This is a genomic window from Nonomuraea sp. NPDC001699 (assembly GCF_053596455.1).
Window position 1 is genome coordinate 39,440 of sequence record NZ_JBSFGF010000035.1, and the last position, 15,473, is coordinate 54,912.

A 15,473-nucleotide genomic window follows, 5' to 3' on the forward strand; every position below is an offset into this window, starting at 1 on the left:
ATCGTCCGGGGGAGGGGTCGTGCCGTTCACGCCGAGTCACATCGCCGCCGTGCTGCCGCTGGTGGCCTCCGAACGGGCGCGGCGGTTCGCCGATCCGTGGGCGCTCGCGCTGGGGGCGATGGTCCCCGACCTGCCGATCTTCGTGCCGTTCCTGCCCGTCTACGGGAACTGGCACTCCTGGCAGGGCGTGCTCACCCTCGACCTGGCCGCCGTGCTGCTGCTCCTGCCGCTGTTCCACCTCGTGCTGCGCGATCCGCTGATCTCGCTGCTGCCGCCGTCGCTCACCGGCCGGGCCGCGCTCCTGCGTCCGGTCCGGCTCAGAATCCTGCCGGTGGCGGCCGGTGGGGTGATCGGCGCGGCCACCCACGTGTTCTGGGACTCCTTCACCCACTCCTACGCCTCCGCCCGCTGGGGCGCCTGGCCGGACACCCTCGTCTACGGCACGACCAGGCTCTTCAGCGTGTTGCAGTACACCTCGTCGGCCGTCGGGCTGACCGTGGTCGTGTGGTGGGCGTGGCGCGCCCTGTCCAGGAGCGAGGCGGCCCACGTGCCGGGCCGCCTGCGGCTCGCCCCCGCCGCACGGTGGGTCGTGCTGGCCGCGTGCGCGCTCGGCGTCGTCGCCGGCGCCCTGCTGTGGCCGCTGGTGGACGAGCCCAACCCCGCGCTGGGCTTCAGGAGCGTGGTCACCAAGACGGGCGCCGGCACCGTGGTCGGGCTCTCGGCCGTTCTGGTCTGCTACGCGGTCGTCTGGCAGGTCAGGCGGCGCATGGCAGTATCGGAAGGTGCCTGACTACGTGTTCGACGCCGACGACCCCCGAATCGCCGACTACACCCGGCTGCGGGACGTCGAGCTGCGCAAGAGCCTGGAGGCGGAGCGCGGCCTGTTCCTCGCCGAGGGGGAGAAGGTGATCAGGCGGGCCGTCGCCGCCGGCTACCCCATCCGCTCGGTCCTGACCACCCGGCGCTGGTACGAGTCGCTGTCCGACGTCATCGGCGACGCCACCGTCTACGAGGTGAGCGACGAGCTGATGACCGGCATCGCGGGCTTTCAGATCCACCGCGGCGCGCTGGCCTCCATGCAACGCCTGCCGCTGCCCACGGCCGCGACCCTGATCAAGGGCGCCCGCCGGCTGCTGGTCCTGGAGGACCTCGTCGACCACTCCAACGTCGGCGCGATCTTCCGCTGCGCCGCCGCGCTCGGCGTCGACGGCGTCCTGCTCTCGCCGCGCTGCGCCGACCCGCTCTACCGCCGGGCCGTCAAGGTCTCCATGGGCGCGGTCTTCTCGATCCCGTACGCTCGGCTCGACGACTGGTACACCGGCCTCGGCGAGCTGCGCGAGGCCGGGTTCCAGAGCCTGGCGCTGACCCCCGACCAGAGCGCGACCCCCATCGACCGGATCGCGATGGGTGACCGGGTGGCGCTCCTGCTCGGCGCCGAGGGCGACGGCCTGTCCTCCCACTGGCTGCACGAGGCCGACCACGCGGTGTGCATCCCCATGAGCCCGGCCGCGATGGACGCCGGCGTCGACTCGCTCAACGTGGTGGCCGCGGCGGCGATCGCCTGCCACGGGCTGATGCGCCCGGCCGGGTGCTGACCTCCCGGCGAGTGGGTCTGGTGGCGTCTCGACCAGCCGTGTAACCCTGTAATCATGCAGACCTTGTTCGAGCACGCCGGCGGCGAAGAGGGCTTACGCCGCTTCATCGAGATCTTCTACCGCAGCCTGCTGACGGACCCGCTGCTCCAGCCGCTGTTCGGTGAGGGCAAAGCGGGCCACGTGGACAACCTGACCGCCTTCACCGTCGAGACCTTCGGCGGCCCCGACACGTTCTCGGCGGAGATGGGCGGCTTCCCGCTGCTCATCGAGGCGCATCGCGGGCTGGCCATCGAGGAGGCCCAGCGGCTGCGGTTCGTCGAGCTGTACATGCGGGCCGCCGACGAGGCCGGGCTGCCCGGCGACGAGCCGTTCCGGGCCTCGCTCCGCTCGCACGTGGAGTTCGGCACGCAGGTCGCGCTCCAGAACTCCCACGCCGAGACCGACGACCAGCTCCATCCGCTGCGCGAGGTGCCGCGCTGGGACTGGGAGCAGCCGCCGCGATAGCCGGTTCAGGGGCGGTCGGTGTCCTCGGTGAGCCAGTCGGGGTAGGTGTCGATGTCGTGCAGCACCGGCTGGGAGTCGACGGCGCCGCCGTTCGCGACGATGTGCGCCTCCAGCGCGGCGGCCCGCTCCCGCGGGGTGATGAGCGTGAGCTGCCAGGAGTCCCCGGCCTCCGCGGCCGGGGCTTCCGCGATGTCGATCGAGGTGGCCAGCTCCGCGAGCAGGATCGTGTGCGCGAGCGCGGCGGCCTGCTCATGGCCCTCGATCGTCGTGCGGACTTCGATGAATTCCGCCATGATCTTCCTTATTGCGGAGGGGTAGATTCACCACCCTATCTGCGTGAATCGACCCTGGGGTCGGCTTCGGGGGGCGAAGTCCACCTGAGTGGTTTCAGTTTGCGATCAGCGGGTACCCAGGGCCGGCCGCCTCAATCGCGACCGACGGCCAGGCTGTCGCCTTTCGGGCCGGCGGAGGACCGTCACCCACCGGGGATACGGCAAGATGTGAGCTGCCGATCACCGAGAGCGACCGACGGAGGTCCTGTGAAGCTGGCCTGGATCATCGCGGCCGCGGCCGCGGCGACCCCGTACGCGTCGGCGGCCTCCCCTCTGTGGGCCGCTCCCGACCAGCACGCCCTGACCTGCGCCGTCAGCTCACCCGACGGCCGGCCGCTGACCTTCAGCCCGCGCGTCGGCCTGACCGCGAGGCCGGTGTCGGTCCGCGGCAACCTCCAGCTCACCGGCTGCCTGTCGGGCGACGGCACGGCCCCCTACCTGCGCTCGGGCTGGGTCACCCTGAAGAGCGTCGGCCAGGCTTCGTGCGCGAGCGCCCGGCGCGTCCACGGCGTCGTCCGCATCACCTGGTTCGGCCTCGACGGGCGGCCGGTCGGCACCTCGCAGGTGCGCGCGCGGGCCGACCGGCTGGCCACCCAGAGCCCGGCCGACAGCTTCCTGACCGGCACGGTCGCCTCGGGGCCGCTGTCCGGCGAGCACGTCCGCGGCTCGATCACGCCCGCCATGGGCATCCTGGCCTGTGCGACCGGGGGCCTGAGCACGTTGCCCGCGGCGGGCCGGCTCACGTTCGGCTGACCCTCGCGGGTCAGCCGGCGGCCATCTGCTCGCCCGCGTAGTCCAGCAGTTGCGCGGCGGTGGTGAAGCGGCGCTCGTCCCCGTCGTGGAGCAGCGCCCCCACCACGAGCTTGCCGTTGCGCTCACCGGCGAACAGCAGGCAGTACTGCGCCGCGTTCGTGTAGCCGGTCTTCACGCCCAGCACGCCGTCCGACCGGCCGAGCAGCTTGTTGGAGTTGCGCCAGGTGTGCGCCCGGTGCAGGGCCGACTTGGCGACCTTGTGCACCTGGCTGCCCACCACCGCGCGGAAGGTCGGGTCGGTCAGCGCCCGCTGCGCCAGCGTGACCTGGTCCACGGCGGTCGAGTAGCCGCCGTTGGCCGGCGTGGGCAGCCCGTCGGGGTTGGTGTAGCGGGTGTCGGCGAGGCCGAGCGAGCGGGCGGCCCGGTTCATCTTGGCCACGAACGCCGTCTTGCCCGGCCCGTACTTCCTGGCCAGGGCGTTGGCGGCATCGGCGCCCGAGGGGAGCATGAGGCCGTACAGCAGGTCCCTGGCCGTGAGGCGCTCGCCCTTGCGCAGGCCCGCCGTAGTCGCGCCGTTGCTGGTCGCGTGCTTCGTGTCGGCGGCGGTGACCGTGATCGCCTCGTTCAGGCGTCCCTCCCGCAGGACGACGTAGGCCGTCATCACCTTGACCAGGCTGGCGACCGGCACCCGCCGGGTCTCCCGCTTCCTGAAGTGGATCGTTCCGTCCGAGTCCACCACGTACGCCGCCCCGGCCTTCACCGCCGGGACGTCGGCGGCCCGTGCGGCGGACGCCGGGTAAGAGATCCCCACAAGCAACGCGAGTACGGCAGAGCCGATGAAACCCCCAATACGCATGCCAGACATGTTCGCAGGAGATCAAGGCTTGGTTTGCGAAACTCGGCCGTAAGTGGCGCCCAGTTGGGGGTAAATGCTTGATAGATCCGACATCTGCGGGGAGACGAGGCCGTGGCAGGCAGATTCATCATCAGTCAGGACGAGCGAGGTGCGTTCCGTTTCGCGCTCGTCGCGAACAACGGGCAGACGCTGGCCGTGGGCGAGGGCTATCCCAGCAAGGCCGCCTGCGTGAACGGCATCGAGACCGTACGCAGGAACGCTCCAGAGGCCGCCATCGACGACCAGACCCCGGCGGCGATCTAGGACGAGGCCAGCGCCTTACGCCGGCGGCGGACGAAGAACCACGCGACGCCGGCCGCGACCGCCGCGAGCAGCAGCAGCGCGCCGGCGGGCGAGCGGGCGGCCAGCTCCAGCCAGCCCCACACCAGCGCCGTGAGCCCGAACCACCAGATGGGCGCCCAGGTCAGGCAGCCGAGCGCGCTCGCCACCACGTACCAGGGATAGGACACCCGAAGCGCGCCCGCCACCCACGGCAGCGTGTGCCGCAGCATGGGCACCCAGAAGCAGCCGTAGACGGCCAGCGCGCCCCACTTCTCGACGACGCCCTCGATCCTGGCGATGCGCTCGCGGCCGAGCCGTACGCCGACCCGCGACTCGTGGAGCTTCTCGCCGAGCTTGCGGCCGACCCAGTAGTAGACCTGGAACGCGCCGAACAGCGCGAGGATGAGAACGGCCCCCACCAGCCAGTACGGCAGCCCGAACCAGAACGGCCGGGCGGGATCAGGGAGGGCGGCAGCCGCATGCCACATGAGCCCGCTCACCCCCACTCCAACGCCTTAGGTCAGCCTTACCTTAGTCAAGGAGAAGGCATTCCGCCACATCAGCTTGCAAGGGCATGGCACCGGCTGCAAGTAGGCGACAACCACCCCTCAACCCTCACGCCCTATACCTGAACTGAGCAAAAGGGGTGTTGATCATGTCGTCGAGAAGCGCGGTGGTCCTGGCAGGCGGTACCGCCAACGCGGTCAAGCTGTTCGTGGCGGCCTTGGCCTTCACCAGCGCCTACGTCGGCGTCTCCGCCTACGGCAGCGCCGGCTCGGACACCGGGCCCGCGCGGACCGTCACCCTCTCGGCCCGCGAGCTGCCCATCACCGCCCCGGCCCGGAGCGCCCCCGCCAGGGCGGGCGAGATCGCCCTCAGCGCCCTGCCCGACGCCACCCCCGGCTGCGGCAAGTCGTTCCTGGCCCGCGGCCTGCTGGTCAACCCGCGGCCGGGCACGACGGTCCTGTACCGCTGGCGGCTGTCGCGCTGGAGCCCGGCGGCCAGGACGTGGCGCACCTACCTGGTGGACCACTCCGGATTCGCCGGCGGCAGCCGGAACGTGGAATGGCAGCCGCAGATCACCGGCAACGCCGGGTGGTACCGGGTCGAGCTGATCGCCCGGCCCGGCGGGACCGTCATGAGCGAGCGTTTCCAGGTGAGCTGCTGACCGAGCGCCGCGCCGCCTCGACCCAGCGCGGCACGCCCACCCGCTGGGCCACCTCCAGCGCCTTCTCGTAGTGCGCGCGCGCCGCGTCGGGCTGGCCCAGCCGGATGGCCAGGTCGCCGAGGGTCAGCGCCACCGGCCACAGCGCCACGACGCCCGTGCCCGCGCCGGCCACCCGGTCGGCGAACGGCTTGAGCTTGTCGTAGCAGTCGACCATGCGCTCGCGGTCGTCCAGCAGCATGCCCGCCAGGGCGCGCCAGGTCATCACCAGCTCGTAGAGGAAGTCGGGCCGGACCGGCGGGCGCGTCGCGGCGACCGCCCTGGCGTCGTCGAGATGCCCGGCCGAGGCCAGCGCGAGCGCGTAGGCGTCGAGCGTCCACTTGGCGCCACGCTGGTGGGCCGCCGCCAGCAGGTCGACGGTCTGGGCCGCCCGGCCGTCGACCAGGTGCAGGCAGAACGCGGTGATCAGCGGGAGGTCCTGGCGGCCTTCGAGCATGCCGGCCCGCGCGGTCATCCGGGCGGCCTCACGGTAGGTGCGTTCGGCGCCCGCGTAGTCGCCGGAGATCATCAGGCGCTGGCCGGCGTACCAGACGACGACGGCCGCGGGGGCCGACAGGTCGTACTGCTTGGCCAGCCGGTCGGCGGCGGCGGCGTGCTGGTCGGCGGCCGCGAACTCGCCCCTGGCCGCCGCGCACTCCAGCAGCACCAGGTGGGCCAGGGCCTGCGTGGCCATCTGGCCCGAGCGCTGGGCGACCTCCAGCAGCTCCCTGCCGATGCCCTCGCGGGTGTCGACGGCCGGGATGTCGTAGGACTGGCGCAGCCGGCCGCTCAACGCCGCCGCGATCAGCGTCGGGTCGCCGCTCTGCCTGGCCAGCTCCAGCGCCTCCAGCGACGCCTGACGCCCGCGCTCGGGCGAGGAGGAGCCCTCCAGCTCCAGCGCCAGCGTGGTGAGCAGGCTCGCCCGCAGGCGCTGCTCGCCCGCAGGCAGCTCGATGAGCGCCTGCTCGGTCACGTCGACGATCTCCCACGCGGTGCGGGTGAAGTCGCGCGCCATGCCCTTGTGCGGCACGGCCAGCGACGCCGCCACCTTCGCGGTGATCTCCAGGTCGCCGAGCGGCAGCGCGGCGTCCATGGCCTGGCGGCGCAGCAGCCTGGCGGCCGTCATGTCGCCGCACAGCGCCAGCGCCTTGATCTGGCGCAGCATCAGCCGCAGCCGCTCCTTGGCACGCTCCTGGCCGGGCTCGCGCCCCTTGTCCTCGGTACGGGGGCCGCCCCGGTCGAAGGCCGCGATGGCCTGCTCCCACAACGTGGCCGCCTCGCGGTGGGCGAAGCGCCGCTCGGCCTGCTCGGCCGCCAGGCCCGCGTAGTGGACGGCCTTCTCGGCCGCGTCGGCCAGGAAGTAGTGGTGGGCCAGCGCCGCCACGTCGGAGGACGTGCGCTGCTCGATCACCGCGGCGACGGCGGCGTGCAGCCGGGTGCGGCGCAGCCGGGAGGCGTCGGAGTAGATCGTGTCGCGCACCAGGTCGTGGTCGAAGCGCAGCAGCCCCGGCCCCGGCTCGGTCACCAGGCCGGCCAGCAGCGCGGCCTCGACCGCCTCGATCACCGCGTCTTCGTCACCGGCGACCGTGACCAGCACGTCGAGGTCGACGTCGCGGCCGATGACCGCGGCCTGGAGCAGGATCTGCTGGGCGCCCGCGGGCAGCCGCGAGATGCGCCGCCGCAGCACGTCGCGCACGCCCGAGGGCACGCGCGAGAGCACCTGCGTGGCGCTGGCCCGGTCGGCCGCGCCCTCGGCGTCGAGCAGGCGCACGGTCTCGCGCACGAAGAACGGGTTGCCGCCGGTGCGCTCGACGATGGACTCGACCGCGTCCTCGTCGATCTCGCGGACGCAGGTGGCCTTGACCAGCTCGGCCACGGCCTTGGGGTCGAGACCGGACAGGCCCACGCGGACCGGTTCGAGGCGGGCCAGGGCGGCCAGCACGTCGGACTGGCGGTCGTCGAGCTCGCTCTCCCGGCACGTCACGACGAGCAGGACGCGGCTGGTGGCCAGCAGGCTCGGCAGCGCGCGCAGCAGGGCCAGCGTCTGGTCGTCGGCCCAGTGGAGGTCTTCCAGCGTCAGCAGCACCGGCGCGCGGCGGGCCACGCCGGCGAGGTAGCCGCCGACCGCGCGGTGCAGGCGGAAGCCGCCGGAGACCTCGTCCTCGTCGGGGTCGGGGGCGGTGTCGTCGAGCAGGGGGGCGAGGAGCTGGGCGTATTCGCCGGCGCCGGTCGCGCCGATCAGCGAGCGCAGGATCTCCACCCAGGCCCAGCCCGGCGGGGTCGCGCTGGAGTCGGGGCAGGCGCCGGAGGCGGTGATCCAGCCGTCGGCGCCGAGCCTGCCGTCGAGCTGGCGCAGCAGCGTGGTCTTGCCCGCGCCGGCGACGCCGGTCACGATCGAGACCTGGAAGCGGCCGGTGCGCGAGGCGGCGGTGGTCAGCCTGGCCAGCTCGGCGTCGCGGCCGACGAACGGCTCGGGCTCCAGCGGCGGCGGCTCGACGTGGGCGGCGGCGGGCCGCGGCGGCCAGGTGTCGGTGACCGGGGCGGACCTGGCGGGCCGCGGCGGCGCGGCCAGCTCCAGTTCGGGGGACTGGGCCAGGATGTCGGACTCCAGCTTGCGCAGCGCGGGGCCCGGGTCGATGCCCAGCTCGTCGGCCAGCATGTTCCTGGCCCTGCGCAGCGCGGCCAGCGCGTCGCCCTGCCGGCCGCAGCGGTAGAGGCCGAGCGCCAGCAGCCGCCAGCCCTCCTCGCGCAGCGGGTGTTCGGTGGTCAGCGCCTCCAGGTCGGGCACGGTCTCGGCGTGCAGGCCCAGCCGCAGGCCGGTGTCGGCGTGCCGCTCGCGGGCCACCAGGCGCAGCTCGGCCAGCCGGTTGACCTCGGCCTCGGCCCAGGGCTGGTCGGCGAAGTCGGAGTAGGGGGTGCCGCGCCACAGGCCGAGCGCCTTCTCCAGGCGGCCGCGGGCGGACTGCGGGTCGCCCTCTTCGAGGTGTTCGCCCGCCGCCCTGACCAGTTGCTCGAAGCGCAGCGCGTCGACCTGCTCGGCGGCCACGCGCAGGGCGTAGCCGGAGGCGACGGTCACCAGCAGACGGTTGGGGCCGCCGCGCGGACGGCCCGGTTCGAGCACTCTGCGCAGGCGGGAGATGTAGACCTGGAGACCCGACTGGGCGCCCTTGGCGGCGTCGTCGTCCCACAGATCGTAAAGAAGCGTGTCAACCGGCACGACCTGACCTCTGGCCACGAGAAGTCGGGCGAGGACGGCCCGCTGCCGCAACCCGCCGAGGTCGAGTTCGTCGTCGTGTTCGTACGCCTCGACTGGCCCCAGAACCCGGAACGCCACCATGTCAGCCGCCACGCTATGCGGGCTTCCGAACGGCGCACAAGGTGTTTGATGGCTTTGGGATTGTCACTGAGGGGCCTTCGAGATCGCGGACGGGGGCTCCGCGGCGGCGTTCCGGCCGTTGCGCCTGCGCAGGAGCGCCCACGCGCCCAGTGCGAGGCCGCCGAACGGGATCTCGATAGTGTAAGTCCAGAAGCCGAAAAGTAGTGCTGTCGCGACGGCCGGAGTGCCCGGCACCCCGAACGTGATCAGCAACGCGGCGACCCCGCTCTCCATGATCCCGGCCCCGCTGGGCGTGATCACGGCGCTGGTGAGCACGCGGGACAGCGCGAAGACCGCGATCGACTGGGCCAGGCCCGGCCAGGCGCCGGTGGCCCACATGCAGGCCGCCATGATCGCCCACTGGAAGCCCAGGAAGAACACCATGCCGAGCGACAGGCCGAGCGCGCGCGTACGGACGATCTCCGCGGTGTCGGCGCGCAGCCGGTGGAAGGCCTCGGAGGCGTGCACCTTCAGGCGCAGCAGCCGGGTGAGCCCGTCGAGCGCCCGGCCGAGCACGGCGGCGGCGCGGTCCCAGTAGAGGGCGACGGCCACGATCACGCAGAGCGCCAGGATGGAGATCGCGCCCGTCCAGCCCGCCTTGACGAACGCCGGGTCGAGCACCTCGCCCGCCATGAGCAGCGCGATGATGCCCACGGCCGGCAGGATGAACCTGAACAAGGTGTTCCAGATGCCGCTGACCAGCGTCATCACCACGATGGGCCGGTTGGCGAAGCCCCAGCCCCTGGTCATGGCGAACGACAGCGCCACCCCGACCGCGCCGCCGAACGGCAGCAGGTTGCTGACCGCGCTGCCCGCCGCGTTGAGTGTGAGGCCCTGGAGGTTGGTCAGCCCCGGCAGCGAGTTGGTCAGCACGAACGTGTACGCCAGCAGGCTCAGCAGCCACAGGGCCGTCATCAGGACGATCTGGCCGGCGCCGAGCGCCCCGAAGACCTCGCCGATTGCGTGCCAGGAGACCGGCTTGCCGGTGAGCGTGCGCACGATCTGCGGCAGGTAGACCACGAGCAGCACGGCCAGCCCGAGCGACAGGACGGACAGGGCGATCTGGAGCGGCTTGTTCTTCATCGCCCACCAGTCTGACGGGTCGCCGGAGCCGGCACGTCACCCTCAGGTGCTACTTCGGCCATCGGTCGAAAGGGTGAGTGAGACGAGCGCCGGGGGGCAGGTCGCGGCGGACGAACCACTCGGTGCCGAAGACCAGGCGGTAGAGCGGGCCGGGGACCTTCAGCACGACGGCGAGGGTGCGGTCGCTGTCGCCGCCGCTGGCCTGGGAGGCGTGCGCGGCCATCGAGGCGCGCTTCTGCCGGGCGTACCGGCGGACGTTGACCCGGTGGGTGATCGTGTCGCTCGCCGAGTACGCGCTCTCGAACGTGCGCACGTCGAACTCCGGCGGGAACTTGTACACCCGGCCCGCCATGCGCAGCAGCCGTACCAGCGGGTCGCGGTTGACCGTCGCCTCCAGGACGATCTCCGTGCCCGCGATCTGCGCCGCCCGCTTGCCCACCCGGTGGACCTGCACGTGGTCGGGGTGCCCGTAGCCGCCGGCCGGGTCGTAGATCGACAGCAGGTCGGCCTTCTCCTCCTCCAGGATCGCCGCCAGCGCCCTGGCCGCGGCCTCGGTGTCGGCGTCGATGAAGGCGTTGTCGGGCCGCTCGTCGGCGACGCCGCCCTTGGGGCTGAGCCCGGAGTCGCCGTAGCCCAGGCACTCGACGCGGGCGCAGCCGAGCAGCGCGGCCGACTCGTAGAGCTCCTTGAGCCTGGTCTCGCGCAGCTCCTCGCCGGGGCCGATCTCGGCCAGGCCGCGTTCGCCGGCCGTCGCGACCACGAGCACCACGCGGTGGCCCTCGGCCGCGAGCATCGCCATGGTGCCCGCCGTGAGCAAAGCCTCGTCGTCGGGATGGGCGTGGAAGAAGACCGCGGTACGTGGAGGCACACGCCCAGATTAGTCTGGGAGGGGTGCGGATCTTTCACGTGAGTGACTGTTACCTGCCGAGACTCGGGGGGATCGAGGTCCAGGTGGCCGACCTCGTGCGCGCTCAGCGCGAGGCCGGGCACGACGTGCTCGTGGCCACGGCGACCAGGGGCGAGGCGTTGCCGGGGGTGCGCAGGGTCGTCGCCAGGATGCCGTTCGACCTGCCGGTCCATCCGTTCGGAGTGGGGCATCTCACTCGGGGCATCTCCGTCGTCCGGCCCGACGTGGTGCACGTGCACACCGGAGCGGTCTCGCCGTTCGCCTGGATGGGGGTGCGGGCGGCGCGGCGGGCGGGGGTGCCGTGCGTGGTGACCGTGCACAGCATGTGGGACCCGGTCACGCGGGGGCTCTACCGGCTGCTGCGGCTGGCGTTCGGCTGGCAGCGCTGGGGGCTGGTGGCCACCACGGTGAGCACGGCGGCGGCGGCGCCGATCAGGGCGGTGGCGGGGCCCGGCGTGCCGGTTCGGGTGGTCCCCAACGGCCTCGACCTGACGGGCTGGGCGCCCTCCCCGGGCGTGCCCGCCGCGCGGGCGGAGGTGCACGTGGTCGCCGTCGGCCGGCTCGCGCCGCGCAAGCAGCCCGTACGGCTGCTCAGGCTGCTGCTGGCCGCGCGGGAGCGGGTGCCCGCCGAGATCCCGATGCGCGCCACGATCGTGGGCGACGGGCCCGCCCGCGCCCGCATGGAACGGTTCCTGGTCAAGCACGGCATGACCGGCTGGGTGTCGCTGCCGGGCCGCTACACGCGGGAGCAGATCGCCAAGGTGCTCGACTCGGCCGACGTCTTCGTGGCCCCGGCGGCCAGGGAGTCGTTCGGCATCGCGGCGCTGGAGGCGCGGGCGGCCGGCGTGCCGGTGGTGGCCAGGGCCCAGAGCGGTGTCGCCGACTTCGTCAAGGACGGCACCGAGGGGCTGCTCGGCCGCACGCTGGGCGACCTGGCCGGGGCGGTGGCGCGGCTGTGCTCCGACGCGGGGCTGCGCCGGGAGATCGCCGCCCACAACCGCTCGACGCCGCCCGTCGCGGGCTCGTGGGCCGGGGTGCTGGAGGGGTTCGACCGGGCCTACGAGCAGGCGATCGCGCGTTAGGCCAGGCGGCCCCTGCGCAGCGTGTACTCGCGCGAGGCGAAGTCGCCGCCCTGCGGGACGCCCTCGGTGAAGAAGGCGTCCGGCGTGCCGGTCACGCGGGCGGCGTACGACTCGGCGTCGTCCTCGGGCTCGTAGCCGAGTTCGGGGGAGAGCAGCCAGAAGCGGCGGGTGTTGGCCGAGACGGCGTAGGCGGCCAGGAAGCGCAGGCCGGGCGTGGTGACGGCGGCGTGGACGAACCCGGCGCAGTCGCGGGGGCTCAGCCAGGTCGCCAGGTGGCGGACGTCCTGAGGCTCGGACTCCAGGCTGCCGATGCGCAGGCAGACCACCTCAAGGCCGAACTTGTCGGCGTACAGGCGGCCGAGGGCCTCCACGGCGGCCTTGCTGACGCCGTACAGGCCGTCGGGGCGCGGCGGAAGGTCGGGGGAGATCGTCGCGGTGGCCGGGTACATGCCGGTCAGGCGGTTGCTACTGGCCAGCACCACGCGTGGCACGCCGGCCAGCCGGGCCGCCTCCAGCACGCGGTGGGTGGTCAGCACGTTGCCGTCGAGCAGGTCGGGCAGGGGCGCCTCGTCCGGCACGCCGGCCAGGTGCACGATCGCGTCGGCGCCCTTGACCAGCGCCACGGTCGCGGCCAGGTCCGACAGGTCGGTGCGGACGGCCTCCTCGCCCGGCCCGGCCTCCACGGGCTCCCTGTCGACCAGGATCAGCCTGGTGGCGGACTGGCGGAGCCGCTCGCGTACGGCGCCGCCCACCATGCCGGCGGCGCCGGTGAGCACGATCATTCCCATGCCGACATTCTGCGGCATCGGCCGGTACGGTCAGTTCCGCCGGAGGACGACGTACCCGTCGCGTTCGTACACCTTCGTGTAGCCCTCGGTCTGGAGCTGCTCGACCCGGTTGCGCTGGTCGTCGGCCGAGCCGAACGGGAACTCCCAGCGGGCGGTGTCGGCCACGATCCACGGGGCGCCGCGCGGGGCCGCGCTCCACAGCAGGACGGTGGTGCGCGAGCTCAGCGCGGGACCGACGGAGTTGACCGCCTCGACCGTCACCCCCGAGGGCACCCTGCTCACCGCCTCGGCCGCGGCGGCGGCCTTGTCCTCCTTGTAGAAGGCGGGATGGTAGAGCTGGTCGAGCGCGAACCTGGGCACCAGGGTGAGGGCGACGGCGCAGGCCGCGGCGGCCCAGGCCAGTTCGAGCCCCCGCCGATCGGCGCGGCCGGTCCAGCGCAGCAGCCTGGCCAGGCCGTCCACGCCGGCGCAGAAGAGGATCAGCACGGTGAACGCGCTGTACTGGAAGTCGGCCTGCCACCACTGCGGACGGTCGGACAGCAGGCGTTCGAGCACGTGCGGCAGCGCCGCCAGCGACAGCGGCGACAGCAGGCACAGCAACAGCGTCGGCCAGACCAGCAGGAACAGCGTGTCGACCTTGGCCTCGTCGCTGAAGGGCAGCAGCAGGGCGGCGAGCGGGTCGCGCAACATCGCGAGCAGCGCGCCGGGCGCGTCGGGGCCGAGGTGGCCGTAGGCCCAGAAGTCCTTGCTGTCGCCGCCGAACGAGGTGATCAGCAGGCCGCGGACGAGCACGACGGCCCCCGCGCCGAGCAGCGCGGCCACGACGCCGCGCAGGCGGTCGCCGACGGCGAACAGGTACAGCCCCGCCCCGATCACCAGGAGCCCCATGTCCTCCTTGACGAGCAGGAGCCCGAGCATCGCCAGGAACGCCGGCAGCACGCGCCCGGCGTGGTAACGCTCGATCATGATCGCGGTGAGCAGCGGGACGAACATCACCTCGTGCGCGTCGAAGGCGACGGCCTGCGCGATCGGCCACGACAGCGCGTACGCCACGGCGACCAGATAGGCGGGCCCGACCCCGAGCACGCGCCGGGTGAACAGCCACAGGAACGGGATCGCCCCCGCGAACAGCAGCGCCTGGGCCACGATGAGCGTCTCGGGCCCGTCGTGCACCCAGTAGAACGGCGCGAGCAGCGCGTAGATGGGCGAGAAGTGGTCGGCGAGCTGGAGGTAGTCCGTGCCGCGCTCGTGGAAGACGCCGAGCACCGGCACGTACGGCGGCCGGAACCGGGCGTAGTTGCGCACGGCCTGATCCACGATCACCAGGTCGAACGTGGTCGCGCGGAAGGTGGCCAGCTTGACCAGCCCGAGAACGGCGTACGCCACCGCGGCGAGCAGCGCGAGGGCGCCGACCCGCACACGGTGGCGGAAGAGCACTCTGGCGGGGAGTGCGGTGTCTGCCTGCGGCCGTGCGATCACCGTTTCGTCCGTCACGGCAGCAAGCGTAAAGGGGCCATCCGGTCCTGTCCGTTCCCCATTCCGACGGACCGGATGACGCGGTCACCGCGCCGGCCTGCCCCCCGCAGGCGGTGCGGCGACCGCGGGCCGATCAGGAGCAGGCAGCGGTGATCTTGGAAGTGAAGCCGCTCATCTTGCCGCTGAACTCGGTCGCCTTGCTGAGGTCGCCGCTCTCCAGGCTCTCGAAGCCGGAGGCGAAGTCGTTCAGGGCGGCCGCGACGTCGCCGTCGTACTTGCCGGCGAGCTCCTTGGTCTTGGCGGCGGCGGCCTTGGAGGCGTCGCCGATCGCCGCGGTGTCCGTGGCGTTCTTCGTGATGGCGCCGCTCCACTCAGTGGTGATCTTCGAAAGCTCGTTGACGGCGCTGTTGCAGTCAACGGCCTGGCCGACGGCACCGCAGGCGGTGGACAGAACGGCAAGGGAGATCGTCGCGACCGCGAGGGCGAGTCGGCGAGGGGGAGTCATTTTTGGTGCCCTTCGTTGGTTTTCCGTACGAGGAGGACATTAGCGATCTCTGCTTGATCGCCGCTTGCACGCCGCTAACATTCCGGCCGTCAGATGCGCGTAAAGCCGCGCAGCAGCACCTCGACGACCTCCGCGGGGCCGGGCATGGGCAGGTCGAGCATGCCTCGGTAGGTCACCAGGCCCGCGAACAGGTCCGTCAGCAGCCACAGGTCGGCGTCCGGGGGCAGCTCGCCGCGGTCGATCGCGCGCTCGTAGACGATCCACGAACGTTCCATGCGGGTGCGCATGCCGGTGCGGATGATGTCGGCCACGGCGGGGTCGCGGCCGGTCTCGCCGTACATCTGCCTGGTCAGGCGGGCGACGCCGGGCTGCCGCCACAGGGCGAGGGTGTCGGCGACCACCACGCGCAGGTCGCCTTCGAGCGAGCCGGTGTCGGGGACGGCGACGTGCGTGTCCATGAGGCCGCCGAGCGATTCGAGCAGCATGTCGCGTTTGGTGGCGTAGCGACGGAACACGCTCGCCCGGCCCACGCCTGCCGCGTGGGCGACGTCGTCCATGGTGAAGTCCAGACCGTGGGAGAGCAGCAGCTCGGTGGCGGCCTGCCTGATGCGGTGATGGACCGTGGGGTCGGGCTTGCGGCCACGCGCGGACATTGTGATACTCCAAGTATCTGATACTGACAGTCTCTCAA

17 protein-coding genes are annotated in these 15,473 nt (G+C 72.6%); 7 read left to right on the forward strand and 10 right to left on the reverse strand.

What is annotated here, in order from left to right:
• Window positions 1-19 precede the first annotated feature (19 nt).
• Genes ACWCSU_RS48690 through ACWCSU_RS48700 form a run of 3 tightly spaced genes read left to right on the forward strand, consistent with a single transcriptional unit; the run spans window position 20 to window position 2,099 of the window.
• A complete protein-coding gene (locus tag ACWCSU_RS48690) occupies window positions 20-790 on the forward strand; it encodes a DUF4184 family protein (protein WP_449943523.1) in 771 nt (256 codons plus the stop codon).
• Window positions 783-1,595, forward strand: coding sequence for a TrmH family RNA methyltransferase (locus tag ACWCSU_RS48695; protein ID WP_449943526.1), 813 nt, complete (start codon window positions 783-785; stop codon window positions 1,593-1,595). Before ACWCSU_RS48690 ends, ACWCSU_RS48695 begins: the two co-directional genes overlap by 8 nt.
• 54 nt (window positions 1,596-1,649) lie before the next feature.
• Window positions 1,650-2,099, forward strand: a complete 450-nt coding sequence (locus ACWCSU_RS48700; protein WP_357699295.1) for a group II truncated hemoglobin — start codon at window positions 1,650-1,652, stop codon at window positions 2,097-2,099.
• A gap of 5 nt (window positions 2,100-2,104) precedes the next feature.
• Here ACWCSU_RS48700 and ACWCSU_RS48705 read toward each other — a convergent pair whose 3' ends face one another.
• On the reverse strand, window positions 2,105-2,392 hold the full coding sequence (locus ACWCSU_RS48705; RefSeq protein WP_357699297.1) for a hypothetical protein: 288 nt from the start codon (window positions 2,390-2,392) through the stop codon (window positions 2,105-2,107).
• A 246-nt stretch (window positions 2,393-2,638) separates the two neighbouring features.
• Between ACWCSU_RS48705 and ACWCSU_RS48710 the strand changes: the two genes are divergently transcribed.
• Complete coding sequence (locus tag ACWCSU_RS48710) at window positions 2,639-3,184, forward strand: hypothetical protein (RefSeq protein WP_449943528.1); 546 nt, start codon at window positions 2,639-2,641, stop codon at window positions 3,182-3,184.
• 10 nt (window positions 3,185-3,194) lie between these two features.
• Here the strand turns inward: ACWCSU_RS48710 and ACWCSU_RS48715 are convergent, their stop codons facing one another.
• Window positions 3,195-3,995: a D-alanyl-D-alanine carboxypeptidase family protein gene (locus tag ACWCSU_RS48715; protein ID WP_449943530.1), complete on the reverse strand. Its 801-nt coding sequence runs from the start codon at window positions 3,993-3,995 to the stop codon at window positions 3,195-3,197.
• A gap of 156 nt (window positions 3,996-4,151) precedes the next feature.
• Between ACWCSU_RS48715 and ACWCSU_RS48720 the strand changes: the two genes are divergently transcribed.
• Window positions 4,152-4,343 carry a YegP family protein gene (locus ACWCSU_RS48720; RefSeq protein ID WP_357699303.1) on the forward strand — a complete coding sequence of 64 codons (192 nt, stop codon included), beginning with the start codon at window positions 4,152-4,154 and terminating at the stop codon, window positions 4,341-4,343.
• Here the strand turns inward: ACWCSU_RS48720 and ACWCSU_RS48725 are convergent.
• A complete protein-coding gene (locus ACWCSU_RS48725) occupies window positions 4,340-4,861 on the reverse strand; it encodes a DedA family protein (protein ID WP_449943533.1) in 522 nt (173 codons plus the stop codon). The genes ACWCSU_RS48720 and ACWCSU_RS48725 overlap by 4 nt on opposite strands.
• A gap of 155 nt (window positions 4,862-5,016) precedes the next feature.
• Here ACWCSU_RS48725 and ACWCSU_RS48730 point away from each other — a divergent pair, with 155 nt between their 5' ends.
• Complete coding sequence (locus ACWCSU_RS48730) at window positions 5,017-5,529, forward strand: hypothetical protein (protein ID WP_449943536.1); 513 nt, start codon at window positions 5,017-5,019, stop codon at window positions 5,527-5,529.
• Here the strand turns inward: ACWCSU_RS48730 and ACWCSU_RS48735 are convergent.
• The 3 genes from ACWCSU_RS48735 to ACWCSU_RS48745 form a co-directional block, all read right to left on the reverse strand.
• Window positions 5,498-8,902: a BTAD domain-containing putative transcriptional regulator gene (locus tag ACWCSU_RS48735; RefSeq protein WP_449943539.1), complete on the reverse strand. Its 3,405-nt coding sequence runs from the start codon at window positions 8,900-8,902 to the stop codon at window positions 5,498-5,500. The genes ACWCSU_RS48730 and ACWCSU_RS48735 overlap by 32 nt on opposite strands.
• 63 nt (window positions 8,903-8,965) lie before the next feature.
• On the reverse strand, window positions 8,966-10,024 hold the full coding sequence (locus ACWCSU_RS48740) for a lysylphosphatidylglycerol synthase transmembrane domain-containing protein (protein WP_357699311.1): 1,059 nt from the start codon (window positions 10,022-10,024) through the stop codon (window positions 8,966-8,968).
• Window positions 10,025-10,073: 49 nt separating this feature from the next.
• Entirely contained in the window at window positions 10,074-10,892 is an 819-nt protein-coding gene (locus ACWCSU_RS48745) for a PIG-L deacetylase family protein (protein WP_449943542.1), read from the reverse strand.
• Window positions 10,893-10,930: 38 nt separating this feature from the next.
• On the opposite strand from ACWCSU_RS48745, the gene ACWCSU_RS48750 reads away from it, so the two are divergent.
• Complete coding sequence (locus ACWCSU_RS48750) at window positions 10,931-12,013, forward strand: glycosyltransferase (RefSeq protein WP_449943545.1); 1,083 nt, start codon at window positions 10,931-10,933, stop codon at window positions 12,011-12,013.
• Here the strand turns inward: ACWCSU_RS48750 and ACWCSU_RS48755 are convergent.
• From ACWCSU_RS48755 to ACWCSU_RS48770, 4 genes are all read right to left on the reverse strand, one after another.
• A complete protein-coding gene (locus tag ACWCSU_RS48755; RefSeq protein ID WP_449943548.1) occupies window positions 12,010-12,801 on the reverse strand; it encodes an NAD-dependent epimerase/dehydratase family protein in 792 nt (263 codons plus the stop codon). The genes ACWCSU_RS48750 and ACWCSU_RS48755 overlap by 4 nt on opposite strands.
• 30 nt (window positions 12,802-12,831) lie before the next feature.
• The gene (locus tag ACWCSU_RS48760) at window positions 12,832-14,295 is read right to left on the reverse strand and encodes a DUF2079 domain-containing protein (RefSeq protein ID WP_449943551.1); all 1,464 of its coding nucleotides are present in this window, start codon (window positions 14,293-14,295) and stop codon (window positions 12,832-12,834) included.
• Between the two features lie 115 nt (window positions 14,296-14,410).
• On the reverse strand, window positions 14,411-14,782 hold the full coding sequence (locus tag ACWCSU_RS48765; RefSeq protein WP_449943554.1) for a hypothetical protein: 372 nt from the start codon (window positions 14,780-14,782) through the stop codon (window positions 14,411-14,413).
• An 89-nt stretch (window positions 14,783-14,871) separates the two neighbouring features.
• A complete protein-coding gene (locus ACWCSU_RS48770) occupies window positions 14,872-15,435 on the reverse strand; it encodes a TetR/AcrR family transcriptional regulator (RefSeq protein WP_357699322.1) in 564 nt (187 codons plus the stop codon).
• Window positions 15,436-15,473 lie beyond the last annotated feature (38 nt).